The 22,918-nt window shown below is 71.7% G+C and carries 20 protein-coding genes; 8 read left to right on the top strand and 12 right to left on the bottom strand.

What is annotated here, in order from left to right; all coding sequences use genetic code 11:
- Positions 1 to 146: 146 nt before the first annotated feature.
- Both ACZ5CZ_RS35700 and ACZ5CZ_RS35695 read right to left on the bottom strand, forming a co-directional pair.
- Complete coding sequence (locus tag ACZ5CZ_RS35700) at positions 147 to 482, bottom strand: hypothetical protein (RefSeq protein ID WP_468948869.1); 336 nt, start codon at positions 480 to 482, stop codon at positions 147 to 149.
- A 1-nt stretch (position 483) separates the two neighbouring features.
- Positions 484 to 645 carry a hypothetical protein gene (locus ACZ5CZ_RS35695; protein WP_385841769.1) on the bottom strand — a complete coding sequence of 54 codons (162 nt, stop codon included), beginning with the start codon at positions 643 to 645 and terminating at the stop codon, positions 484 to 486.
- 104 nt (positions 646 to 749) lie between these two features.
- On the opposite strand from ACZ5CZ_RS35695, the gene ACZ5CZ_RS35690 reads away from it, so the two are divergent.
- The gene (locus tag ACZ5CZ_RS35690) at positions 750 to 1,763 is read left to right on the top strand and encodes a helix-turn-helix transcriptional regulator (RefSeq protein WP_385841768.1); all 1,014 of its coding nucleotides are present in this window, start codon (positions 750 to 752) and stop codon (positions 1,761 to 1,763) included.
- A 21-nt stretch (positions 1,764 to 1,784) separates the two neighbouring features.
- Here the strand turns inward: ACZ5CZ_RS35690 and ACZ5CZ_RS35685 are convergent, their stop codons facing one another.
- The 10 genes from ACZ5CZ_RS35685 to ACZ5CZ_RS35640 all read right to left on the bottom strand — a co-directional run bounded on the left by ACZ5CZ_RS35685 (position 1,785) and on the right by ACZ5CZ_RS35640 (position 13,134).
- On the bottom strand, positions 1,785 to 2,807 hold the full coding sequence (locus ACZ5CZ_RS35685) for a helix-turn-helix transcriptional regulator (RefSeq protein ID WP_385841767.1): 1,023 nt from the start codon (positions 2,805 to 2,807) through the stop codon (positions 1,785 to 1,787).
- A gap of 212 nt (positions 2,808 to 3,019) precedes the next feature.
- A complete protein-coding gene (locus ACZ5CZ_RS35680) occupies positions 3,020 to 4,123 on the bottom strand; it encodes a sugar ABC transporter substrate-binding protein (RefSeq protein WP_385841766.1) in 1,104 nt (367 codons plus the stop codon).
- A 283-nt stretch (positions 4,124 to 4,406) separates the two neighbouring features.
- Positions 4,407 to 6,137: a type IV secretory system conjugative DNA transfer family protein gene (locus ACZ5CZ_RS35675; protein WP_468948866.1), complete on the bottom strand. Its 1,731-nt coding sequence runs from the start codon at positions 6,135 to 6,137 to the stop codon at positions 4,407 to 4,409.
- On the bottom strand, positions 6,134 to 7,567 hold the full coding sequence (locus tag ACZ5CZ_RS35670; protein ID WP_468948864.1) for an outer membrane protein assembly factor BamB family protein: 1,434 nt from the start codon (positions 7,565 to 7,567) through the stop codon (positions 6,134 to 6,136). The genes ACZ5CZ_RS35675 and ACZ5CZ_RS35670 overlap by 4 nt, the downstream gene beginning before the upstream one ends.
- Positions 7,568 to 9,706 (bottom strand): peptidoglycan DD-metalloendopeptidase family protein, encoded by a 2,139-nt coding sequence (locus ACZ5CZ_RS35665; protein WP_468948862.1) that lies wholly within the window; start codon positions 9,704 to 9,706, stop codon positions 7,568 to 7,570.
- 7 nt (positions 9,707 to 9,713) lie between these two features.
- Positions 9,714 to 10,379, bottom strand: coding sequence for a hypothetical protein (locus ACZ5CZ_RS35660; protein ID WP_468948860.1), 666 nt, complete (start codon positions 10,377 to 10,379; stop codon positions 9,714 to 9,716).
- A 168-nt stretch (positions 10,380 to 10,547) separates the two neighbouring features.
- Positions 10,548 to 10,913, bottom strand: coding sequence for a DUF4913 domain-containing protein (locus ACZ5CZ_RS35655; RefSeq protein WP_385841762.1), 366 nt, complete (start codon positions 10,911 to 10,913; stop codon positions 10,548 to 10,550).
- Positions 10,910 to 11,965 carry a hypothetical protein gene (locus tag ACZ5CZ_RS35650; protein ID WP_468948858.1) on the bottom strand — a complete coding sequence of 352 codons (1,056 nt, stop codon included), beginning with the start codon at positions 11,963 to 11,965 and terminating at the stop codon, positions 10,910 to 10,912. Before ACZ5CZ_RS35650 ends, ACZ5CZ_RS35655 begins: the two co-directional genes overlap by 4 nt.
- Entirely contained in the window at positions 11,962 to 12,579 is a 618-nt protein-coding gene (locus ACZ5CZ_RS35645) for a hypothetical protein (RefSeq protein WP_468948856.1), read from the bottom strand. The genes ACZ5CZ_RS35650 and ACZ5CZ_RS35645 overlap by 4 nt, the downstream gene beginning before the upstream one ends.
- 42 nt (positions 12,580 to 12,621) lie before the next feature.
- A complete protein-coding gene (locus ACZ5CZ_RS35640; protein WP_468948854.1) occupies positions 12,622 to 13,134 on the bottom strand; it encodes a hypothetical protein in 513 nt (170 codons plus the stop codon).
- Between the two features lie 319 nt (positions 13,135 to 13,453).
- Here ACZ5CZ_RS35640 and ACZ5CZ_RS35635 point away from each other — a divergent pair, with 319 nt between their 5' ends.
- The 7 genes from ACZ5CZ_RS35635 (at position 13,454) to ACZ5CZ_RS35605 (ending at position 22,897) form a co-directional block, all read left to right on the top strand.
- Positions 13,454 to 15,289 (top strand): conjugal transfer protein, encoded by a 1,836-nt coding sequence (locus ACZ5CZ_RS35635; RefSeq protein WP_468948852.1) that lies wholly within the window; start codon positions 13,454 to 13,456, stop codon positions 15,287 to 15,289.
- Between the two features lie 53 nt (positions 15,290 to 15,342).
- Complete coding sequence (locus ACZ5CZ_RS35630) at positions 15,343 to 15,612, top strand: hypothetical protein (RefSeq protein WP_450788182.1); 270 nt, start codon at positions 15,343 to 15,345, stop codon at positions 15,610 to 15,612.
- Positions 15,613 to 15,668: 56 nt separating this feature from the next.
- Positions 15,669 to 16,151 carry a hypothetical protein gene (locus ACZ5CZ_RS35625; protein ID WP_450788184.1) on the top strand — a complete coding sequence of 161 codons (483 nt, stop codon included), beginning with the start codon at positions 15,669 to 15,671 and terminating at the stop codon, positions 16,149 to 16,151.
- 36 nt (positions 16,152 to 16,187) lie between these two features.
- A complete protein-coding gene (locus ACZ5CZ_RS35620; protein ID WP_468948849.1) occupies positions 16,188 to 19,187 on the top strand; it encodes an ATP-binding protein in 3,000 nt (999 codons plus the stop codon).
- Positions 19,188 to 19,233: 46 nt separating this feature from the next.
- Positions 19,234 to 19,782 carry a hypothetical protein gene (locus ACZ5CZ_RS35615; RefSeq protein WP_468948847.1) on the top strand — a complete coding sequence of 183 codons (549 nt, stop codon included), beginning with the start codon at positions 19,234 to 19,236 and terminating at the stop codon, positions 19,780 to 19,782.
- A 52-nt stretch (positions 19,783 to 19,834) separates the two neighbouring features.
- Positions 19,835 to 22,108, top strand: coding sequence for a hypothetical protein (locus ACZ5CZ_RS35610; RefSeq protein ID WP_468948846.1), 2,274 nt, complete (start codon positions 19,835 to 19,837; stop codon positions 22,106 to 22,108).
- A gap of 177 nt (positions 22,109 to 22,285) precedes the next feature.
- Positions 22,286 to 22,897 carry a hypothetical protein gene (locus ACZ5CZ_RS35605; RefSeq protein ID WP_468948844.1) on the top strand — a complete coding sequence of 204 codons (612 nt, stop codon included), beginning with the start codon at positions 22,286 to 22,288 and terminating at the stop codon, positions 22,895 to 22,897.
- Positions 22,898 to 22,918: the final 21 nt, after the last annotated feature.

Below are 22,918 nucleotides of genomic sequence, written 5' to 3'. Positions count from 1 at the left end.
CCCCCCCCCCCCCCCCCCCCCCCCCCCCCCCCCCCCCCCCCCCCCCCCCCCCCCAACCCCCCCCCCCCCCCCCCCCCCCCCCCCCCCCCCCCCCCCCCGCTGCGGGGGGAAGCACCTGAGCGATCTTTTACGACGGGGGAATCGCGTCAGGCACTGCGGGGGGTGGCTGAGATGGTCGTCAGGTCGGGGTCCGCCGACTCGCACTGCCGGTGGTCCCGCTGGTCCAGGTTCACAAAGATCATTCCGTACCGGATGGCACAGCGCACCGGCTGCGGAGCACCACGCGGCTTGCGCAGGCACCGGAACGCCCGCACGTCCCCGTCCTCGTCCCGCGTGACGACGACCGGCTCACCGAACACTGTCACCATCAGCGAGTCACCACTGTGGGGGATGGCGGTGACCAGATCGATGAAGTGCCAGCCCGACCGGTAGGCGGTGGCCATTTCACGACGGAAGGAACGGTCGTCGGGTGGAGTTGTCACGTCAGCTCCCGGCTCCGTTTTCCGCCGTGTGCGCGGCTACCGTGGGCCACTCGGTGATCGCCTGAACGTCGCCCTTGACGCCGGCCACGCCGCTCAGCACACCGAGGGCAACCAGGGCGGAAAAGGCGGCGCCGAGCACCGAGCGAAGCAGTCTGTTACGCATAGTCGGCTTCGTCCTCACTTGAAGGTCCCCTTTTCCCCCGTCGGGTACGACGATGGCTTATTCGGGCACGTGATGGCCACACAATCAGTGCATCATGTTCCTGCATGTTCAGGACCCTGGGGGGTGGAGATTTGTCAGCAAATCAGGGGAAATCGGGACATCCCCATGGCGTAGCCGAGTTGTGCGACGCGGGTAGTCGCCTTTACGCCACCGCCCTGCGCGCGGGACGCGTCGCCCGCGCGGACGCGGAGGACGCCCCCTGCCTGATGGAGTTTGCGCTGCTCCACCCCGATCCCGACGATCCGGCCTGGCTGCTGCCGGTGCCGCCGTCCATCGCCCTGGCCCGGCGGCTCAACCCGATCGAGCAGGAGATCACGGACCGCCGCCAGCTGTCGCTGGAACTCGCGCGTGTCTTCGAGCCATTCATGGCGCTGAGCGCGGAGACCAGCACCTCCAGCGACTACCTCACCGTGCTGGAGGGCGGCGAGCGGATCAACGCGGCGCTCAACCTGGCCACCGCCCAGGTGCAGACCGAACTGCTCACCGTCCAGCCCTCCGACCGGCTCTCCGAACACAGCCTGTTGCAGGGGCTGGAGCGGGACCGCCCGCTGCTCGAACGCGGCGTGAAGATCCGCAGCCTGTACCAGCACACCGCCCGCTACAACCCGGAGAAGCTGGCCTACGCGGCCCAGTTGTCCGGCGGCAGGGTCGAGTACCGCACCATCGACGAACTGGTCGAACGGCTCATCATCTGCGACGGCGCGGTCGCCTTCATCCCCGCCCGCGACGACCAGAAGATCGCCCTGGAACTGCGCCACCCCGGCCTGGTCCGCTACCTGGTGAAGGTCTTCGAGTACCTCTGGGCCCGGGCCGTGCCGATGAGCGCGGGCGGCCCGTACGAGACGGACTCCGACGGCATCACCGAGATCCAGCACTCCATCGCCAAACTCCTCGTCGAGGGCCATGTCGACGAGGCCATCGCCCGCCGCCTCGGCATGAACGTCCGCACCTGCCGCGCCCATATCGCCAAGCTCGCCCAGGCCCTCGGCAGCGGCAGCCGCGCCCAACTGGGCTACCTCATCGCCCAGTCGGGCATCCTGGACCGGGACGGCCCCTGAGGCGGCAGCGGACCGGGTCGGCTAGCGGATGCTCGGCGTCTGCTGGTCCGGGCTGGTGAGGCGGCTGCCGTCCAGGCCCACCTGGGCGATCCGGACGCCGAGTTGGGTACGGCTGGCCGCGCCGAGGGTCTCCGACAGCCGGGCGATGTGCGCGCGGCAGGTGCGGACGCTGATGCCGAGGCGTTCGGCGATCACCGCGTCCTGGTGGCCCTCGGCGAGCAGCGCGGCGATGGACTGCTCGCGGTGCGAGATGCCCTCGATGCCGGTGTCGGGCAGCGGCGCGGTGAGCGGGATCGCGAGCCGCCACAGGCGCTCGAAGACGGTCACCAGATAGCCGACCAGGGCCGGGTGGCGCAGCTCCAGGGCCATCGTGCGGTCGGTGTTGGCGGGGATGAAGGCCACGGTCCGGTCGAAGAGGATGAGCCGGTCGATGACCTCGTCCAGGGTGCGGGCCTCGACCGCGTCACCCATCAGCTCCAGGTAGTTCAGCAGGCCCTGGCCGTGCCGGGCCACATGCGTGTACAGGTCCCGCATGTGCACCCCGCGGCCGCGCAGCGCCAGCGCCCGGTGCAGCCCCTCGGTCAGCTCGGCCTCCCGCCGGATGCCGCCGGGCTGCACGGTGAGCACCTCGGTGGTGCACGCCTCGGTCGCCTCGTCCATCGCGGCCTGGATCCGGGACAGCCCGTCCAGGACCCGGATGGAGCTGCCCTCGGCGGGTGCGGTCACCGCGTTCAGCTGCCGGCCGAGGCCCGCGTACCAGTCGAAGGCGGCCACCGCCGAGCCCACCCGTCGCTGGCTCGCGCTGACCTCGTCGTAGACCCCGCGCAGCAGCCGGGTCATCACCTCCTGCGGGGAGGTGGGCACCAGCCAGTCCATGTCGTCGGGGTCGGGGTGCAGCAGGGCCAGTTCCAGCAGGCAGGGCACCGGTTCGGCGTCCGTGCGCGGCACCCGGCCCCGGCGTACGGCCCGCGCGTACACACGGTCCCCGGCCGCGCACAGCCGGTCGGCGCCGTGTGGATGCTCCTCCGTCCCGCGCCCGGCCATCGCCCATCCCACCCCCGGTGTGCTGCCACTTCCGCAGCGCAACTATGCGCGGCGCCGACCCGGTCCGCAACACGGCTCGTCCGGGGCGGACCAGCGAGTTGCACCGGTATGCCCCAATTCGCTCCAGGCTTCGTCCCGCGCCGGACAGCCCTCGCGGACAGCCCTCGCGGGACGGGAGGAGCCGGCGCACCGGCGGGTCGGCGTCGCGGGTGTTACTTCAGGCCGATCGTGGCGCACGCCGCCCGGTACTTGGCGGTGCAGATCTCGTCGACGGTGTAGATGCCGTCCTCGATGACCGTGTTCTTGATGGTGCTCTTGGTCAGCGCGCTCACGGAGACCAGCTTGGCCGGAATGTCCTTGTTCGTCGGGCTGTCGACCTTGTCCTGGGTCAGCGCGTCGAACTGGATGTCCTTGCCCTGCACCTTGGCCACGGCCATCTGCGCGGCGGCCTCGGCCTCGTCCGGGTAGGACTTGTAGACGCTCATGTACTGCTCGCCGGCCACGACCCGCTGCACGGCGTCCAGTTCGGCGTCCTGGCCGGTGATCGGCGGCATGCTGGTGACACCGGCGGCCTTGAGGGCCTTGATGACGCCGCTCGCCATGCCGTCGTTGGCGGCGTAGACACCGGCGATGTTCGCCTTGCCGATCTGGGCGATCGCCTCGGTCATCTTGGCCTCGGCGTTCTCCGGCTTCCAGTCCTTGATGTCGTAGCTGTCCGCGATCGTCACCTTGCCGTTCAGCTCGGACAGCGCGCCCTGCTTGAACTGCTTGGCGTTGGGGTCGGTCGGCGAGCCGTTCACCATGACGATCTTGTCCGTCAGGGAGGCGCCGCCGATCGCCGCCAGCAGGGTGCGGCCCTGCACCTCGCCGACCAGCTCGTTGTCGAAGGAGATGTAGGCGTCGATCGGTCCCTCGGCGAGGCGGTCGTACGCGATGACCGGGATGCCCGCGTCCTTGGCCTTCTTCACCTCGCCGGCGATGGCGTGCGAGTCGACGGCGTCGAGCAGGATGACGTCGACCTTGTCGTCGATCATCTTCTGCATCTGCTCGGCCTGCTGCGAGGGGGACGCGGCGGCGTTCTCGTAGGCGACCTTGCCCTGCTTGCGGGTGAGTTCGGCCACCTTCTGCTTGATGATGGGGTAGTCGAACTTGTCGTAGCGGGAGTTGGTCTTCTCCGGCAGCAGCAGCCCCACGGTGACGTCGTCGCCCTTCGAGGGGCTCGCGCTCGCGCCGCCCCCGGTCGCGTTCAGCATGCCGCAGCCGGCCAGCGAGAGGGTCATCGTGGACGCGGCCACGGATATGGCGATACGACGCATTCGGGGGCTCACTTCAGGTGCGATCCGGACGTGGGTGCTGCTATACGACCCAGGTGTCTGAAAAGACAACGCGGAGCGCCCACCCGGCGTCAAGAAGAACCACTTAACGAAAGCGCAACATCACCCTCCGCTTCCCCCGTGAAGGCCCTGGAGACCCCCGCAAATTGGCCTTCAAACGCCCTTTACGGACCCTTCACCGGAGCACACCGACCTCGCACACGCGACCGAACATTCCCGGCCAGCCGAGACCTCGTCACCGGCCGGCCGGGCAGGGGCGCACGGGTTACCGCGCCCCCGGGTCGTACTTGCGCAGGGAGGCCTGGACCTCGGCCGCGTACGGGCCCTCCCACCAGGGGATCGTCTCGACCAGCACCGGCTTGGTGCCGGAGGCGAGGACCAGGGCGCGGCCGGGGGGCATGGCGCCGAGGTCGGAGACCTGGAGCACCCGCTCACGGCGGACCGACTCGCTGACCGTGCGGTTGCCGGACCAGCCGTAGGACTCCGACTCCCGGCTGGTCTGGTACTCGCGCAGCTCGAACTCGCCCGCCAGCTCGCTGAGGTCGCCCAGGAAGCGGGTGTCGGAGACACCGCCGCCGTACACCCGGACGTTCGCCGCGGACCACAGCTTCTCCATGCCGCGCTCGCCCCACACCTCGATGCCCTGCGCCCAGGACTGGAGGATCGTCATCAGGATGATGCCGCGCGAGCCGTAGTGCGAGTACAGGTCGGGCAGGGAGCGCCAGCGGCACACGTTGGCGGCCTCGTCCAGCACGCCCACCAGGGGCAGCGGGAGCCGGCCGCCGCGCTGGGTGGTGGCGTACTCCTCCGCGGCCTCGACGACGGCCACGGTCAGCGCCGTCACCAGCGGACCGGCCGAGTCGCGCCCCTCACGGGACAGCGAGTACAGGGTGCCGCCGGTGCGCACGAAGGCGTGCGGGTCGAACTCCGGGGCGCGCGGATCCGCGGGCGGCGTCACCCAGCGGTTGACCTCGGGGTTGATCAGGCAGGACGCCATCTGCTGGGCCACGCCGTAGATACCGCTGCGCTGCTTGTCGGGGGCGGTGATGACACCGTTCAGCCCGTCGGCGGCCATGGTGTGCCCGGCCGAGCGCAGGATCCGCTCCGGGGTGTCGTCCTTGGGGTTGGACAGCCAGCTGTAGATCTGGGTGATGGGCGCCTTGGCGCAGGCGGCCGCGAGCAGCAGGTTGGCCAGCAGGTCCTGGCCGGCCGGGTCGAAGAAGGCGTCGGTGGAGGCGTTCGCGTCCCGCGACCCGGACGCGAAGTGGTCCGCCATCTTGCGGGCCTTGGCGACGTCGGTGACGTACGACAGCGGGTTCCACCACCAGCTCGGCGCCTCCGCCGCGACCTGCTGCGGGTCGAACACCCACACCGGGCCGCGCGCGGCGCGCGGGCCGCGGGTGGCGTCCACGATGTCCCGCTTGTTGGAGGTGACGAGCACCGCGCCCGGGCCGTCCAGGATCGCCGGGATCGCCCGCCGCGTGGTCTTACCGGTGCGCGGCCCCCAGATGTCGACGTGCATGTCCTCGTACGAACCGAACAGCGGCTGGCGGCCCTTGACCGAGCGGCCGATGAACACGCCCGGCGTCTTCGCCTGCACGCCGAGCCGCTCGGCGGTGGCCGCCGCGCCCTTCATCGTCAGCTTGCCCAGCTCCTCGCCCTTGGCCAGGTGCTGGGCGGCGCCGTCCACATCGGGCTTGTTCCGCAGCCGCTGCCGGATCCGGTAGCCGGCCAGCAGGACGACACCGAGCAGCACGGCCTCACCGGCCGCGACCGCGCTGGCCGCCGAACCGGGCCAGCGGTAGTCGCCCTTGACCATCGCCACCAGGAACGACAGCGGGTTGCCGGGCGGTTCGGGGGCGTGGTCGAAGGACGCGCCCAGCTTGGCGGCCAGCCAGGCGCCGCCGACGGCCAGCAGCACGATCGCGATGAGCAGGACGATCTCCATCGTCCAGTCGTCCTCGGCGCGGGGCTTCTTCTGCTGTTCTGCGGTCACCCGCGGGATCCTTTCTGGGGTGCGAAGACGAAGAGGTCGCGGCCGGCCAGGACGGCGTGGCCGTCCGTGGTGAACTCCAGCGGGGCGCCGTTCCCGGCGAGGGAGTCCTCGGGGGAGGCGGCGTCCGGGGCCAGGTTCTCGGCCAGGACCTTCCCGGTGGCCAGGTCCAGTGCCGTCAGGCCCTGGTCGCCGGCCGCCGCGTAGAGGACGCGGGCGGTCGGCAGTCCCTCGGGCGTGACGCCCTGCTCGCCGTCCCGCTGCCGCCACAGCTCCCGGCCGCTGCGCACGTCCCAGGCGACCGCGCCGGCGCCGAGCCGGGTGACCGCGGTCCGGCCGTCCGGGGACAGCACGGTCCGGGGCCGGGCCGTGTCGACCTCGTCCATCCGCGGCCCCTCGGCGCGCATCCGGCCGGTGCCGAGGTCGACCACCGTGAGCTGCACATCGTGCGTGGAGCCGGCCGGCAGGTCCCACACGAGCAGCCCCTCGTCCCCGGTGAGGGGCAGCAGACGGGCGGTGAGACCGGCGGCCTTCGCGCCGGCCAGGGCGGCGGGACGGCGGGTGTCGGCCAGGGTCCACAGCTGCGCGCCGGTACGGCGGTCGCCGACGGCCAGCCGGCTGCCGCTGCCGTCGACCGCGTCGTAGGTGCTGAAGGTGTAGACGCCGAAGCCGGCGCCGACCGGCTGGTCGCCGTCCCCGAGGTTGTGCACGCGGACCGGGGCACCGCCGCCGATCGGCACATAGGTGCTGGTCCCGGCCCCCTGCCGCAGCAGCAGGTGGCCCGCCTCGGCGGTGAGGTCCGTGAACTCGGCGCCGTCGAAGGAGGAACGGCCCAGCACCGCCCCGGAGGGGGCGTAGAGGGTGTACGTCGTCCGGAGCGACGCCTTCCGGGACCCGTCGGCCGGGGTGAGGCCCCCGTCGGTCACCAGGAGCGCCGGGGACCCGTCCTCCGCCGAGGTGACCTGGACGAACGCGGAGGGCCTGAGCGGGCGGTCGCTGGTCCAGCCGGCCGGGACCGCGATGTCGATCGTCCGGCGCAGCCGGCCGGTGGCCGCCGCGTAGAGCCGGGCACGGAAGCGGTGGACGGCCGGGGCCGCGCCGCGTCGGCCGCTTCCCCCGGTCAGATCCTGGGTGACGACGACGGCGTCACCGACCACACAGGTCCGGGGGTCGCCGGTGGTGTGCGCGGCCGGGTCGCCCGCACAGCCGGTGGCGTCCTTGCGGCCCAGGCTCCACACGGGGGCTGCGGTCAGGCCCGGCAGCGCGGGCCCCTGGTAGCCGGGACCGGTCCGCCGGGCCGCGGAAGCGGACGCCCCCGGGGTCGCGTGGGCCGACTCGCCCGCGCCCTCGGTGCCGCCGCCGCGGCAGCCCGCGAGCAGCCCGACAGCGAGCACCATCGCGGCGCCGACGGCGGCCCTGTGACGCGCCGCCACCTAGGCCCCCTTCTCCCTGCCGCTGCCGTTGGTCTCCACCGGGTCGGTGCCCTGCGGGATCGGCACCCGGTACACGCCGGTGATCTGCGCCTGGTAGTCCCACTTGCTGAACTCGACCGTCTTGCCGGGCCGCGGCGCGTGGATGATCGTGTGACCCTTGGGGTCCCAGACCAGGCCGACGTGACCGGAACGGCCGCCGCCCTCCGGGTGGAAGAAGATCACGTCACCGGGCTGCGCCTTGTCCAGCGGCACCTCGTACTTGCTGAGGTACGGCTGCTGGTCGTACGTCGTGCTGCCGATGTCGATCTTCCCGCCGCTGGCCATGTAGTACGCCCACTCCGTGAAGCTGGAGCAGTCGAAGCTGGTCGGGTTCTGGCCCTGGAGGCGCGGGGCGCCGTACACGTACGGCACGCCGATGCCGCGCTGGGCCCAGCCGAGGACCGCCCGGATGACCGGGTTGTCGGCGTCCGGGATGACCCCGGAGGCGCCGGCGCCGTCGGGCGGGACGTTCGCGCCGCCGCCGTTCTTGGCGCAGTCGGCGTACTGGCCGTCGCGGCCCTTGCCGTTGCCGTTGCCGTTGTCGCCCCCGGGCACGGTGCCGTAGTCCGGGTTGGCCGTGATCCGGCCCTTCATCCACTCCACCGGGTCGACCATGCCCGGCCCCTGGTCCTGGCCCGCGACGAACGGGTTGTCGACGCCGGGGACCCGGACCTCCCAGTGCAGATGGGGGCCGGTGACATTGCCGGTGGAGCCGACCGTGCCGATCAGGTCGCCGCGCTTGACGGACTGGCCCATGGACACCTTGATGGTGGTCTGGTGGGCGTAGAGCGTGATGACGCCGCCGTCGTGCTCCAGCTCGGTCATGTTGCCGTACGCGCCGCCCGGGCCCGCGTGCACGACCTTGCCGTCGGCGGGGGCGTAGATCGGGGTGCCGGCGGACGCCACCAGGTCCTGGCCGGTGTGGTAGCCGAGGCTCCACATGTTGCCGCGCTGGTGGTAGGGCGTGCCGAGGGTGTAGGTGCCCTCCTTCATCGGCCACTGCCAGTCCTTGCCGCCGGTGGAAGGCTGCTTGGCCTGCGGGAAGGCGGCCGGGAGAACACCGGTGGAAGCCGGGAGCACATCGGTGGAAGCCGGGAGCACATCGGTGGAATAGGCCGCCGGGGCCATGGCCGTCGTGGTCGTGGCACCGCTGTCGGCCAGCGGCGGGGTCGACCAGGAGCGGGGCGAACTGGAGGCGATGCTCAGCGCGTTGTCCGGGTTGGCGTTGTTGCCGACCGGCTCCGGGATGTCCGACTGCTTGCCGAGCGTCGGGAAGGACGGGTTCTTGTCGATGGTGTCCTTCAGATGCGCGTACCAGCGCTGGATCAGCTCCTTGTCGCCGGTGAGCACACCCTTGTAGCGGGCGGCCTGGGTCAGGACGACGCGCGGGTAGATGGTGTTGGAGGCGGTGGAACCCGAGTAGGACAGCAGCGCCTGCCAGGGGTGCGCCTCGGCGTGCAGGGCGTGCAGGTAGTTGGCCGCGCCCCAGGCCGCGTCGTCGACGTTGTACAGGTCCTTCTTGCCGTCGTTGTTGCCATCCGCGCCGTACTCGCTCCAGGCGGGGTGGCCGAACTGGAGAATGCCCATGTAACCGGCCGAGTTGGCGCCGCCCGGTGCGGCCGAGGGGTCCTGGCCGTACTTGGTCTCCTGGTACATCTGCCCGGCGATGATGGTCCAGTCGAGGCCGTCGTAGCGGGCGGCGGCGCGCATGGCCGCCAGGATCATCCGCGGCGGTACCTCGGCCCGGGCGGTGTCGCTCGGCATGTACATCTTGCCGGCCGGGATGATCGGGTTGGTGGCCGCCGCGTCACCGGTGTTGCCCGCGTTGGCGTTGTCGGCGTAGTCGCCGCACGCGGCGTTCACGGCACCGTTGCCGGCACCGCCGATCATCCCCATGAGCAGCACGGTCACCAGGGCGATGGCACCGAACGTCAGCAGCCCCCCGCTGCCGCCGAGGATCAGGAACAGCTTGAGACCGTTGTTCTTGTCCTCGCCCTGCTTTCTGCCACCGCCGCCCGACGCGGCCTGCCGGGCCCGTTGGGCGTTCTTGGCCACCTTGGCGGCCTTCCGGGCGGCCGCGAGTACGGCGGGTGCCACCATGCCGGACTCACTCCCCCGACTCGTCGGAGCCGAGGTCACCGAGCCCGAAGACGTTGAACCCGGAGACCAGCCACGCGCCGCTGTCCTCCTTGGCGGACACCAGCCACTCGGCGGACTCGGTGGTGGTCTTGCCGGCCGCGACGCGGGTGGTGGTCACCTTCACCAGGCTGGAGATGGTCCGGCCGCTGCCCCGCACCAGGTCGTCCGCGATCAGGGCGTCCCGCTCCACGACGGCGGTGCCCTTCGAGGAGCACTGCTCGGCCTTGCAGGTCGCCCACACCTTGCCGCTGGGCAGCACGGTCGCCTGCTTGATCTGCGGTTCGTCGGTGGTCAGCCCGATCAGCGGCGCGCTCCAGGACGCCTGGCTGCTGTCGTGGTCGTAGGTGCTCAGCCCGGCCATGTACCGGGCCATGACCTGGTGGGCCTTGGCCAGATCGGTGAGCGAGACGATCGGGGTGGCCGCGCCCGGCCCCGGCCGGCCGGTGCCGCCGTCCGTGCCGCCCTGCCCCTGGTTCGCGGGGGCGGAGGCGGAAGCCGCCGTACCACCGTCGCCGCTCTGCTGGTCGTCGCCGCCGTCGAAGACGGTGAACACCGTGAGGACGGCGGCCAGCAGAACGCCGAGCACCGCCAGGGCGAGCACTGCCGTGCGCCTGTTCTCCGTCGGCAACTCCACCTGTCCGCGCCTCCCTTGTCCTGATCCGACCGGCGTTACGGGGGATGACCGGGACACGGTAGGTGGCGGCGGAGCGGCGGGGGTGCGGGGAATTCCCCACGGGAAAACCCCGGGAAAGCAGGACGGAAAGCCAGGAAACCCGGGGAAGGCCGCAGGGCAGGTACGGGGTTAGGCCGGGCGCGGGTCCACCGGCAGCGGGTCGAACGGGTACGCCGTATGGCCGCCCTTCGGCGAACAGGCCGCGAACGGGCCGCCGTCGGGATCCATCAGGACCCGCAGATGCGGGTCGGCGTGGTGCAGCCACCACGTGGACATCCCGAGCGCCGGGTCCTGGCGCAGATGCTCCCAGGCCAGCCACAGCGCGGACAGCCGCGCGCCCGCCTCCGGGTGCTCCCACCAGCTGGGGCACCAGGTGGTCGAGGAGCCGTTGACCCGGCGGCGGATCATCTGGGCGAGGTAGTCGGAGACGAAGGCGTACACGTCCGGGAAGTAGAACTGCGGCTCTTCCTCGGCCTGTTCGGCGGGTGTGGTCATCGCTCCACTCCTGTGGGCTGCTGTACGGCTGCGGGAGGCGGCAGGGTGAGGGCCGCGGCCGGGTTGATGACACCGTGCTGGGAGGCCGGAGCACGCGCGGCGGCGGGCATCGCGACCGGCCGGATCTTCACCCCGGGAAGGAACTCGTTCCGCATCGCCGGCGTCCGCTGCTCCCGCTGCGGGGCGGGGGCGTTCAGCTCCTCGTAGGAGTTCGCCGCACCGAGCCGTCCCAGGGCGGCCGCGTGGGTCTCCTTCAGCCGCTCGGGAACGTCCATCCCGGCCAGCTTCTGCGCGAAGTCCTTGGGCGTGGACGCCGTCGGGTCGATGTCCTCCATCCGCCACTGCGAGCGCAGGGTCTTGTCGCCGATCAGTTCGTCGATCTCCCGCGGCAGTTGCTCGTGCCGGGGCATGTCGATCGGGAACTCGATGTTCTCCTTGCCGACCTTCTCGTGGGCCAGCAGCCGGGGCAGTTCGTCGGCGCCCAGGACCGAGTCCCGGCCGATGTCGGCCGCGAACGCCACCACCGGACCGGTCGCCGCCTCGGCGTAGCGGCCGGAGACCGTCTTCCACACCTGGTTGGACGTCTCCTCCAGCTGGGTGGCGTCCACCTGGAAGTCCTGGGCCAGCGCCTGCCGCACCGGCCCCTCGAACAGCCAGTAGGAGTCCAACTTGCGGCCGGCCGGGGTGTCCTCCAGCACCTGCATGCCCCGGGACTCGCCGCAGGCCTGGGCGAGGTAGCGGTGGCCCACCTCGCGCGGCGCCCCCTCCGGCTGCGACCGCCAGGACCAGAAGGCCCGCACCTCACCGCGGTCCGCCCGGGTCACCGAGTCCTCGGCCGCGACGCCCTTGATGTAGGACAGCAGGTCCGGGGCCGCGGGCCGGCCCTGGGGATCGGCCTGTGCGGCCTCGATCTGGGCCTGCCAGTCCTGGTAGATGCGCAGGGCGGTCTCCGCGCCCTGCTCCGGAGTGCGGGGCCGTCGGCTCTGGTGCTCCTCCTCCAGTGCCATGGCCCGCTGTATCTCGCCCTGGGAGGGGGGTGCCGCCTCGTTCACGGCCGGTCACTCCCGCCGTCGACGGGCCGGTGCACCGTCAGCCAGATCATGGACCCTCCGGGCGCGGCCTGGCCCCAGGTGGGAAAGGACACGGACTGGTCGAGGACGACGAAGGGCCCGTCGGCGCCGGGCCGCCAGTAGGCGAACCGGTAGGGGCGCCGGCTCCGGAGCCGGAAGTCACGGCTCGGCCAGTAACTGCCGTGCGGGGGCTCCGGGAAGTCCGGGGCGTCCCAGGGACCGGTCCACAGGGGTGCGCCGAGCACGCCGACGGCGGCGTCCAGGTACCGCGCCCATGCGTCCGCGGCCGCGCCGATGACCTGCTCGTTGTCCGCGGGGGTCGCTGCCGCCAGGTCCCAGGCGACATGGTCGAGCCGGTCCACGGGGTTCCACTGCCCGCCGGAGCCGAAGGTCAGCCGACCGCCTGCGGCGGTCCGTACGATCAGGTTCCCCTCGGCGTTCTCGGGCTCCCAGGCGTACCGCGCACACCACTCGCGGAACGCCGGCGAGCCGCCCTGCGGCGGGCCCGCCCATACCCACGGCCAGTCCAGGCCGGACAGCGCCGCCAACTCGGCCGCCAGATCCTGCGGTGAACGGCCCGTCTTCTCCGTCAGCATGGCGCTCCTCCCGTTTCGTCGACCACGCGGATACCCGGGCGATCAGGTCAGGACGATACCGAGCAGCAACAGCACCACCACGATGGCGCCCATCACGATCCGGGCCGTCGGGTCCTCCCGCTCCCACAGGTCGTGCACCACCGCCCAGCCGGTCAGCCGGGCCGCGCGGCCGCTCTGGATACGGGTGGTCAGCCCCTCGTCGTCCTCGTCCACGGCCTGGCTCGCCGGGGCCGGCTCCGGTTCCGCGTCCAGTCCGACCGGCAGCCCCTGCTGCTCCTGCGCCACCAGGACCAGCGGCTCGAGCAGGTCGGGGATCGTGTTCGGAGTGAGGGGGTAGGCGACGGTGCCATAGGGCGTTTCCAGACACAGCCGGGCCTGCCACGGGTCGCCGGGCTGGTATCCGTCGACCCAGGCGCGGGACGCCTGGAGGGCCTGCGGCGGTACGGCGATCTGCGGGGCCGCCGACTGCTGCGGCGCGGCCGGCGCCGGTGCCTGCGGGGGTACGGTCCAGGCGCGCGGGTCGGAGGGCTCGGGGTGCCCGTTCTGGTCGCTCAACTCTCGTCCTTCGCCGGGGCCGTGGGTCCTGAGGTACTGCGCGGGGCACACCGCCCGGGCGTGCCTGTGCGCATTGTGGGCCGAGCGTCCGCCCGGGCGGCCCCCCTCCTTCCCGGCGAGTCCCCGGCGCTTTCCCCGCCCGTTTTCCCGGAACACCACCCGTCGGGAATTCGCCTGCTCCCGACGGGAATCGGCCACGGCCCGCGACACGGGCTCTTTGTCACACTGCCAGCGCACCTGGCCGGGCCAGGGCCCGTCGTACGGCGCGGTCGCGCCCGCCAGGCAGACGGGGAACCGACTCGCTGGAGTAACCGACTCGATGACAGACCAGAACAGCTCTGCTGGCGCGGTCGGCGCAGGCCAGCCTTCCGGGCAGCCCGGGTCCTTCGGTCCTCCGCACGCCCCGCAGCAGGCCCAGGCCCCGCAAGCGGCATGGCCGGCGCAGGGGCAGCAGGCCCCGCAGGCCCAGCCCCAGCAACCCCAGCCGATGGCCTCGGACGCGGCCCGGGCGCAGGTGGCCGCCGCCTGGGTGCGCAGCCAGCCGCGGGCCGGCCAGGCCGCCGTACCGGCGCTGCCGCCGCGCGAGACCACCCCGCGGACCGAGTCGAAGAAGGAGAAGCGGGAGCGGGAGCGCGCGGCCCGCAAGGCGGCGTACGAGCAGAAGAAGGCGGCGAAGCAGGAGCGCAAGAACGGCGGCGCGAAGGCACCGGCCGCCCCGGCTCCGGTATCCGCCCAGGCCCCGGCCGTCACCGTTCCGGCATCGGCTCAGGCACCGGCCGCCCCGGCTCCGGCATCGCTTCAGACCCCGGCCGTCACCGCTCCGGCGCAGGCGCAGCCCCACGCACCCGCAGCACAGTCCGCCGCGTCTCCCGCGCCCGCGCAGACGACCGCCCCGGCCACCACCACGGCCGCCAGCACGGCCTCCCCCGCTGCCCCCTCGGCTTCCGCCGCCCCCTCCGCCGGCAAGCCCTCCGCCACCGAGGCGGCCGCCACCGCGCCCGCCCGCGCCTTCGACGTCCCCAAGCCCGGTGGCCGTATCCCCACCGGCGGTTCCGGCGGACGCCGTACCCATGTCGCCCTGCGCGCCACGCTCCTGGTCACCACCTGTGTGCTGGCCCTCGGCTCGTGCGGTGTCATGGGCCTGGTGGTCGGCGTGTCGTCCCGGAACAACAGCGCGGCGCTGGACGAGTCCGACGCCGCCCGCTACCGGCTCACCGACTTCCCGCTCCAGCAGGCCGCGAGCCTCGCCGAGCAGTACGCGCTGCTCTGCATGACGTACTCCCCGGAGAAGGACTCCGAGCGGCGCGCCAAGCTCGCCCAGTACGCCTCCGCCGGCGTCGACCCCGAGTGCGGCTGGAACGGCACGGGCAGCAGCACGGCCGTCTCCGCCACCTGGGACGGCACCGTGGAGAACCTGCCCGAGTACGGCGACCACGGCCGCTACCTGGGCGTGCAGGTCCGCACGGCCGACGGCAACCTGACCGAGCTGACCGTCCCGGTCTACGTCAAGGACCTCGCGAGCGGCGAGGGCATGCGCGTCGCCGGCGACGTCGGCCAGATGCCGCTGCCCGCCCACGCGGACGTGCCGGAGATCAACCAGAACCACGAGGTCACCGACGAGAAGCTGGCGGACCAGCTGAAGAGCCAGGTGCTGCCCGGTTACTTCACGGCCTGGGGCGCCTCGGACGCCACCGCCATGGCACGGTTCACCGCACCCGGCGCGACCCTGTCCGCGACGTCCGGGCTGGCCGGCCGGCTGTCGAAGCCCAACGTCACCCAGGTCGTCGCGCTGGTCCCGCCGAAGCTCCAGGGCAACGACCCCTACACCTATCCGACCGGCCAGACCGTCCAGTTGCGGGTGGTCGTCGAGTGGGGCGACCCGAACGGGCAGACGGCGCGCCGCGCCTACCGGATGACCGTGGTGAACACCGCCCAGGGCTGGTTCATCCAGGACATCCGCGGCGGTCTGCTCGACCCGCAGGGCGGCCGCGCCGACGACGGAAGCGACTCCACGGACCCGTCCGCCTCGCCCGGCGCCACCGACTCCTCGGACTCCTCCGACTCCACCGGGAGCACCCCGTCGGCCTCCGGCTCACCGTCGCCGTCCGGCACCACTGTCCAGTCGACCAAGGGCAAGCGGCACTCCGGGCACTGACCCCGTCCGCCCGCCTGCTTTGAACCACTACGCCATACCCGAGAGGAAACACCGTGTACCTTGCAGCCAACAGCAGCCTGGACGACATGTTCGGACGGATCGAGACGATCCTCCGCGACGCCGGCACCATGGTCGCCGTCATCGCCCTGCTCATCCTCGGCATCCGCATGCTCATGTCCATGAAGCGCGGTGACGGTATGCGCGAGGCCTTCCAGGGCTTCGGTCTGATCGCCCTCGCCGCCCTCATCATCGGTGGCGCCACCGGCCTGGCCGGCCTGCTCATCGACCTCGGCGGCCAGATCGGCGGCGGCAAGGGCAACTGAGCCGCCCGCAGCCGACGTAACCGAGAGCCGACGTAGGAAGAGGGGAGTGCGCGGTCATGAGTCAGGACGCTCCGGAACCGCTGGTCGCGTACGACCACACCGACCTGGTCAACCGGCCCAAGCGCATCTGGAACTGGGGCAACATCCCGCTGCCCGGCCTGCTGCTGCCCGCCCTGGGCGCGGCCTTCGGCTTCGGGCTGCTCTGGCTGGTCGCCCTGTTCTCGCTCGCGGCGTTCGTGCCCTTCCTCGGCATGTCGTTCCTGACGTCGCCGCTGTACTTCGGGCCGCCGATCGCCATCTACTTCGTCTGGGGCCGGCCCCTGCCCTCGGCGCTCACCCTCAGCCAGCAGCTGGTGGTGTGGGCCGACTGGTGGTGGCAGCCCAAGCGGTTGCAGGGCCTGGCCGCGGACCGGGAGCCGGAGGAGCTGCACTGGCAGGTGATCCTCTGGACCCCCGGCTCGCCGCGCTGGCAGGCCCGCTACGACGCCGCCCGCCAGGCCGCCGCCGAGCGCGGCACCCCGTTCTCCGCCCGCTCCTGACCGACCGATCCACGTCTACTACCGCTAGGTGACCCCATGTTCATGCTGATCCTCCTGGGCGGCGCCGTCGCCTTCTTCGTGGTCGCCATGATCATGGCGTCCTCGTCGAGCAAGAAGAAGCAGAACGGCAACGGCGGTTCCGCCGGGAACCGTTCCCGCCCGTCCTCCTCGTCGTCCGGGGCCGCGTCCGCCCGCCGCGAGGACCTCCGGCTGCCCTACCGCTACGCCGACGACATGATCTTCGTGCACGGCGACTCGGTGTGGACCGGCCTGGTGCTGCCCAACGCCATCGACGAGTACCTGAACAGCACCGAACTCCAGGCGATGGCCGAGGGCCCGGCCCGCGGTCTGCTCAACCTGGCCCGCGGTGACCGCAACGTCGAGTGCCACTACCGCAAGGTGTACCAGCCGATCACCGCGCTGACCTGGGCGGAGGAGCTGAACGCGATCGCCTGGGACCCGACCGAGAACTACAAGGCGTACAACCTGCGCAAGGCCGAGTACCAGGAGCGGATCGGCGCCAAGCGGGAGCGGAACATCCTGCTGGTGAAGCTGGGCTCGCTCAAGCGCACCAGCGGCTCCACCGGCGTGCTCGGCAAGGACGACGAGCCGTACGACGAGCCCGGACTGCTCCGGGGTGTGCGCAGCACCGCCGACCGCGCGGCGGCCACCGCGACGGGCGTCGCCGACGAGCACCTGTCCCCGTCGGTCATCGCCGAGTGGACGCAGGTCGCCGTCGAGGTGCACGAGAGCCTGGAGAACCTCAAGGGCACCCCGCTGACCCGCGAGGAACTGGTCTGGCTGATCCGCAAGCCGCTGCACGGCGATCTGCCGGTGCCGCCGGAGCCGGTGCTCGGCTCGCGCGCCTGGGGACCGGACCAGTTCGACCTGGTCGTCGACTTCTCCGGCGAGAACCGCAAGACGCACATCGTGCTGCACCAGTACGACGAGGTCACCGGCGAACGTCAGACCAGCTACACCACCACCCTGGTCGCCGCCAACTGGCCCGCGGAGACCCGCTTCCGCCAGTCCACGGCCTGGGCCCGCTACGCCGCGCAGCACGTCGACTTCCCCGTCGAGATCGACATGCGGTTCACGCTCATCCCGTACCCGAAGTTCAAGGACCGCGCCGACAAGATCCGCGGCAACCTCGTGGACGAGATGAACGACATGGCCAACTCCGGCCGCACCCCGGACACCAAGCTGGCCAACCAGGTCACCCGCGCCCAGGAGCTCGTCGACGACATCGAGGAGCACAAGATGCCGGGTATGGAGGCGCAGATCCGCTTCACCATCTCGGCACCGGACGTGAAGGAGCTGGAGCGGCGCCGGCGCGTGCTGGAGATGCAGTTCAAGCAGGACCTGAAGGTCACGCTGCTGCGCCCGACCCGGATGCAGTGGCGGCTGCTCCAGGCGCAGCTCCCCGGGGACGCGCCCAAGCTGCCGATCGCGCCGTACATCCGGCTCCAGGAGGTCGAGCAGCTCGGCGCCGGGCTGCCCACCGCCGGCACCGAGCTGGGCGACAACCCGGAGACCCGCTCCGGCAAGCGCCTGGGCTGGGTCGGCAACCTGGTCGGCTGGGCGGGCAAGATGCCGGTCCACTACTCGCTGCACGTGGGTCCGGCCCGCAACGACGGCGGTGGCCTCGCCATCGTCGGCGCGTCCGGCGGTGGCAAGTCCTCGCTGGCGCTCCAGAAGTTCTACGAGGAGTCGGAGTCGGGCGTCCGCTGCCTGGTCATCGACCCCAAGACCGACTTCGCCCAGCTGTGCTACTACCTGGCCTTCGGCTCCCAGGTGAACGACCCCGCCTTCGCCTCCGACGCCGAGGCGGGCATCCTCGGCACCCCGGACAGCCGCTTCCAGCCCCTCAACCGGGAGTTCTGGGCGGAGACCGAGGTCGTCGACCTGCTCAAGGGCCAGGCCGGCGTCCTCGACCCCTGGGTCATCGCCCGCGACGTCCCCTCCGGCCGGCTGCTGGCCGAGTCGATGCTGCGCGGCTTCCTCGGCGACGAGGACTACCAGCGGGTCCGGCTGCCCGTCATCGAGGCGATGGCGGCCGTGGTCGGCCGCTACAACTCCGCGATCCGCCAGGCCGTCGAGCAGGGCCTGTCCGCCCGCGACGCCGAGCAGCAGGTACCGCGCCCGACCCTGTGGCAGGTGGTCGACGAGGTCGTGGAGTCGTACGACCACGCGGTCTCGACCGGCGACCGCGAGGCCGCCAAGGACCTCAAGCTCGCCCAGATGCTGCTGACCGAGCTGCGCACCCTGCCCTACGCCCGGCTCGCGTTCGCGGCCGAGCCGAAGCCGCTGAGCAGCATGCGCAAGCGCCGTACGGTCATCACCCTGCGCGGTTTCCAGTCCCCCGCGGCCTCCGACCCGCGCAACTGGAACCCGGCCGAGCGCCTCGCCGCCACCGCGCTGATGGCGGTCGTGGAGCTGGGCAGCCAGATGCTGGACGTCGGCTACGAGAAGAACCCGGTCACCGGCGAGGTCGGCCTGCGCCCCAAGGCGCTCTTCGTCGACGAGGCGTACGTCGTCACCGCCACCGAGGCGGGCCGCGACCTGATGCGCCGCGCGCTCAAGCAGGGCCGCTCCTACCTGGCCGTCACCGTGCTCATCACCCAGCAGGCCATCGACCTGGTGCAGATCGAGGACTCCGAGGCGCGCAGCGGTGGCGCCAACCAGATCCACACGGTGTTCGCGTTCAAGCAGAAGTCGGCCCAGGAGGCGTCCCTGGTCGCCCCGCTGCTCGGCCGCCCCGAGGACGACCCGAAGGTGATCGCCGCCCTCCAGGAGCTGCGCACCGGTGTGTGCCTCCAGCGGGACGCCGACAAGCGCGTCGGCACGGTCGCCGTCGACCTGGTCTTCAAGGAGATCCTCGCCGCCACGGACACCAACGGCACCACCCGGCCGGCCCGCCAGGGCATCGACCCGCCGCAGAGCGTGTGGCAGTGGACCTTCCTCCAGGAGGCGGACGAGGACCCGGCGGCCCGCGCGACGCAGCCCGAGCCCGACCGCACCGCCCAGCCCGCGTAGCCGGCCCGCACCCCCACCCCCCAGGAACAGGACAGACACCATGCGCATGACCCGAGCACTCGCGACCGGCATCGGCATCGTCGCCCTGGCGGCGACGGCGGGGTGCGGCGGCGGTGGCGGCGGCGACAAGAAGGGCGGCAGCGGCTCGGCTTCCGATCTGCCCTCGGCCACGACCGTCGCGGCGGCCGCGAAGTACGTGGGCCAGTACACGACCTGCGGCAACACCCAGTCCGGCACCGCCTACGACAACAACACCGAGAGCAACCAGTCGTGGGGCGCCGGCGGCGAGGCCGAGGACCCGTCCTGGGGCATCAAGGAACGCGCCGTGTGCGAGGACAAGAACGGCACTCCGATCACGCTGCTGCTCACCCCGGACATGAAGAAGTTCCAGACCGCGCTCAAGAAGCACCACAAGCAGATGCTGGTCGGCGCGGACTTCGCGGTCGTCCTGATGGACGCGGATGCCATCCAGGGCATGCGGAAGTCGAAGCTGAAGTTCCTGAGCTGCGAGCCGAACTTCTCGGTGCCAGGCGGCTACACCAAGGAGCCCGCCCTGGTCGACGGCTGCGTGCTGACCAACTACGTCCCCAGCTGATCCGGCGCTCGCCCCGCCTCCCCACCTGTCCCCGCGTCCCGAAGGATTACAGATGCCCTCGCGCACCGCGCTGCACCGCGCCATAGGCAAGGCAGGTGTGGTGATCCGTGCCGTCCTCTTCGTGGCGCTGACGCTGACGGCGCTCACCCTCGCCGTACCCGTGTCGGCCTACGCGAGCTTCGCGTGCGACTTCACCGGGGACGACAACTACTCGCAGGACACACCTGGTTCGAACGGCGAGTCCATGTTCGCGGCCACCGCCCAGTGGGAGAAGGGCCAGCAGGCCGGCTCGCTCACCGACCCCAGCGGCACGGTCACCGGCGCGGTGCACATGCCCCTGGACGCCGACCAGTACACGCTGTACGAGCTGGACGCCATGCGCGGCCTGAACTGGTCGCAGACGTTCAAGGGCCGCGGTGACGCCTCCGAGGCCAACGGCGACTTCGGCAGCGGCGCGGACCACTGCTCCGTCATGTCCTACGTCAACAACGGCATCGCGAACTCGATCTTCGACGGCACCAAGATCTTCACGCGGGCGGCCATCTCCATCAAGGAGTCCGCCTCCAACCCCAGCCCGCTCTCCGGCCTGTACGAGGGCCGGGACAGCGTCGTCGCGTCGCTGAAGAAGAACGTCCTCGAGCCCGCCGTACCGGTCATGATCCTGCTGGTCGGCCTGTGGGTGTTCACCAAGTGGCGCAAGGGCGACATGCGCGAGGTGTGGGCGGGCATCTCCTGGTCGGCGCTCACGGTGATCGCGGTCACCGCGTTCCTGACCGGCAACAACTACAGCAATGTCGTCAGCAGCGCGGACGGCTATATCGCCGAGGCCAACTCGGCGCTCACGGAAGCGGTGCTCGCCGGCACCAGCGGCAGGATGCAGTCCCCGTGCGACCTGCCCAACGGCGTCTACAACCGCGGACTGCGCGTCTCCAGCTGCGCCATGTACGACACCCTCGCCTTCCGGCCTTGGGCCCTTGGCCAGTTCGGCGACCCGGGCAAGAACTGCATCTTCAAGAAGGACGGCGGCAAGATCGAGGGCGGCGCCTGCATCGCGAAGGAGCCGAACAAGCTCTGCGACTTCGGACGCGGCGCCCGGTGCGAGGACCTGCGGGTGAAACAGGTCGTGGCCCAGTCGATCACCAACAAGGAGGCGTTCAACAAGACGCAGGACGACAAGATGATGCACGTCTGGACGCCCATCCGCCGGCAGATCGCCGGTGGTTACGACAAGGGCGACGACAAGGGCACAGAGCGCAGCATCTACGACGTCTCCTTCAACGAGTGGGCCGGCAAGAACGCCGGCAACCGGGTGGGTCTCGCGTTCTACTCGATCGTCGCCGCGCTCATCGTCGGCCTGATGGTCATCGTGCTCAGCGCCCTCACCCTGCTCTGGCACGCCGTGACGCTGATCCTGGTGATCCTGCTGCCGCTGGTGGCCACGATCGGCATCCACCCCTCCCAGCAGAAGGTGCTCAAGAGCTGGCTGGAGACCTTCATCCACAGCTTCGTGCTGCGCGCGGGCTTCGGCGTCATCCTCACCGTGCTGCTGGTCCTCTACCAGATGATCCTCCCGGCCAAGGTCGCCCTCGGCACCCAGCTGCTGCTGCTCCTGCTGGTCACCATCGCCATCGTGATGATGCTGAAGAAGCTGCTCGCCGGTAACTTCACCCCGCAGATCGCGGGCGGCGAGGACATGCTGGGTATCCGGGACACCGCGAACGCCGTCGCGAGCAAGGCGGGAATCACGGCCCCCGCTGCCGCCGCCGGAGCGGCGCGCGCCGGCGGCCGGGTGGCGGGCTCCACCGCCAGGGGAGTGTCCTGGGCCGTCGACCGGACGGCCTTCAAGGGCAAGGGCCGCGAGAAGCTCCAGAGCTGGGGCGTGCTGGGCCAGTCCAAGCGGGAGCAGCGCAAGGCGGCGTACCAGAAGGCGAAGACGGTCCAGAAGAACTACGAGGACGCCATGGAGCAGCCGCCGGCCGCGCCGCCGAACCTGGAGAAGCCGGCCACCCGCCGGCCCAGCGGCCGGATCAGCAGCTCCACGGCCGGGAAGGCGCCCCAGCAGACCGCGGCACCGGAGCAGCGCCAGGCCCCGGCCCAGCAGCAGCCGGCCGCCCCGGCACCGGCGCCCGCATCGCAGCGCCCGGCTCCGGCACCGGCTCCCCAGCCGCGACCGCAGCCGCAGCCCCAGCCGCCGGCACCCCGGCCGCAGCCGGCAGCGCCCCGGCCCCAGCCGCCCGCTCCGCGCCCCCCGGCGCCCGAGCCGCCGTCCGCGCCGCACATGCCGCCGCCCCGCGACCCCCGCGACCCGCGCGGCCGCACCCAGTAACCCGCCCCATCCCCCGCCCCGCCACCAGAAGGAGCCGCTCCGATGCCCGCCCCGACCGCCGCTCGTCCGCCCGGACAACCGGTCGCGGGCGGGCCGCGGGCCGGGCAACGGGCGGTCGGCACACCCCGCAGCACCAGCGCCTGCCCAGGGCAGGACGACGACGGGAACGACGCCCGGATGAACACAAGAACCCACGACCTGATCCGTCGCTTCGTCCGCCAGGACAAGAACGACACCTGGGCCGTCCGCCTTCTCCCGCGGGTCGTCTTCGGCCTGGCCGCCGCGTACACGCTCGTGGCGCTCGCGGCCCAGAGCGGCTCCTCCTTCATCACGGTCTGCACCCTGCTGGTGCTCGGCGCGATCGTCTGGCTGCTGCGCCGCCGGGGGCAGTTGCTGCTGGCCCTGGGTTCGACCGTGCTGACGGCGGCCCTGGCCGGGTATCTCTCCGCCGCGGGCGAGAACGCGCGCGGCACGGCGAGTTCCCTGCTCACCGGCCAGACCGTGTTCGGTTACTGGGCACTCTCCGGCATGGCACTGCTCGGCGCCTGGATGGTCAAGGAGCACCCGGGCCGGCGCGGAGTCACCGTCGTCCTCGCGGACCTGGTCCTCCTCATCGCCTCCGGCATCGGGATGTTCGCACCGCAGACCGGCGTCCCGATCGGCTTCATCGGCCTGCTCTGTGTGCTGGCGCTGCGCGGCGGCACGGCGAAAGCGCTGCTCAGGCGGGTGCGGCGGGCGGGGCCGGAGAACCAATCCCACGTCAGGGCGGCCAAGCGACGGGACCGTTGATGCTGTTGTGAACGTTTCGTC

This window comes from Streptomyces sp. NPDC031418 (genome assembly GCF_055581605.1).
The sequence above is the reverse complement of the archived record's forward strand: the minus strand, read 5'-3'. Positions and strand labels throughout refer to the sequence as shown.

Excerpts from the sequence above, each read along its gene's own strand:
- ACZ5CZ_RS35695 (WP_385841769.1), bottom strand. The coding sequence starts at position 645 with ATGCGTAACAGACTGCTTCGCTCGGTGCTCGGCGCCGCCTTTTCCGCC.
- ACZ5CZ_RS35690 (WP_385841768.1), top strand. The coding sequence starts at position 750 with ATGTTCAGGACCCTGGGGGGTGGAGATTTGTCAGCAAATCAGGGGAAA.
- ACZ5CZ_RS35685 (WP_385841767.1), bottom strand. The coding sequence starts at position 2,807 with ATGGCCGGGCGCGGGACGGAGGAGCATCCACACGGCGCCGACCGGCTG.
- ACZ5CZ_RS35680 (WP_385841766.1), bottom strand. The coding sequence starts at position 4,123 with ATGCGTCGTATCGCCATATCCGTGGCCGCGTCCACGATGACCCTCTCG.
- ACZ5CZ_RS35665 (WP_468948862.1), bottom strand. The coding sequence starts at position 9,706 with ATGGTGGCACCCGCCGTACTCGCGGCCGCCCGGAAGGCCGCCAAGGTG.
- ACZ5CZ_RS35655 (WP_385841762.1), bottom strand. The coding sequence starts at position 10,913 with ATGACCACACCCGCCGAACAGGCCGAGGAAGAGCCGCAGTTCTACTTC.
- ACZ5CZ_RS35645 (WP_468948856.1), bottom strand. The coding sequence starts at position 12,579 with ATGCTGACGGAGAAGACGGGCCGTTCACCGCAGGATCTGGCGGCCGAG.
- ACZ5CZ_RS35635 (WP_468948852.1), top strand. The coding sequence starts at position 13,454 with ATGACAGACCAGAACAGCTCTGCTGGCGCGGTCGGCGCAGGCCAGCCT.
- ACZ5CZ_RS35625 (WP_450788184.1), top strand. The coding sequence starts at position 15,669 with ATGAGTCAGGACGCTCCGGAACCGCTGGTCGCGTACGACCACACCGAC.
- ACZ5CZ_RS35620 (WP_468948849.1), top strand. The coding sequence starts at position 16,188 with ATGTTCATGCTGATCCTCCTGGGCGGCGCCGTCGCCTTCTTCGTGGTC.
- ACZ5CZ_RS35615 (WP_468948847.1), top strand. The coding sequence starts at position 19,234 with ATGACCCGAGCACTCGCGACCGGCATCGGCATCGTCGCCCTGGCGGCG.
- ACZ5CZ_RS35610 (WP_468948846.1), top strand. The coding sequence starts at position 19,835 with ATGCCCTCGCGCACCGCGCTGCACCGCGCCATAGGCAAGGCAGGTGTG.
- ACZ5CZ_RS35605 (WP_468948844.1), top strand. The coding sequence starts at position 22,286 with ATGAACACAAGAACCCACGACCTGATCCGTCGCTTCGTCCGCCAGGAC.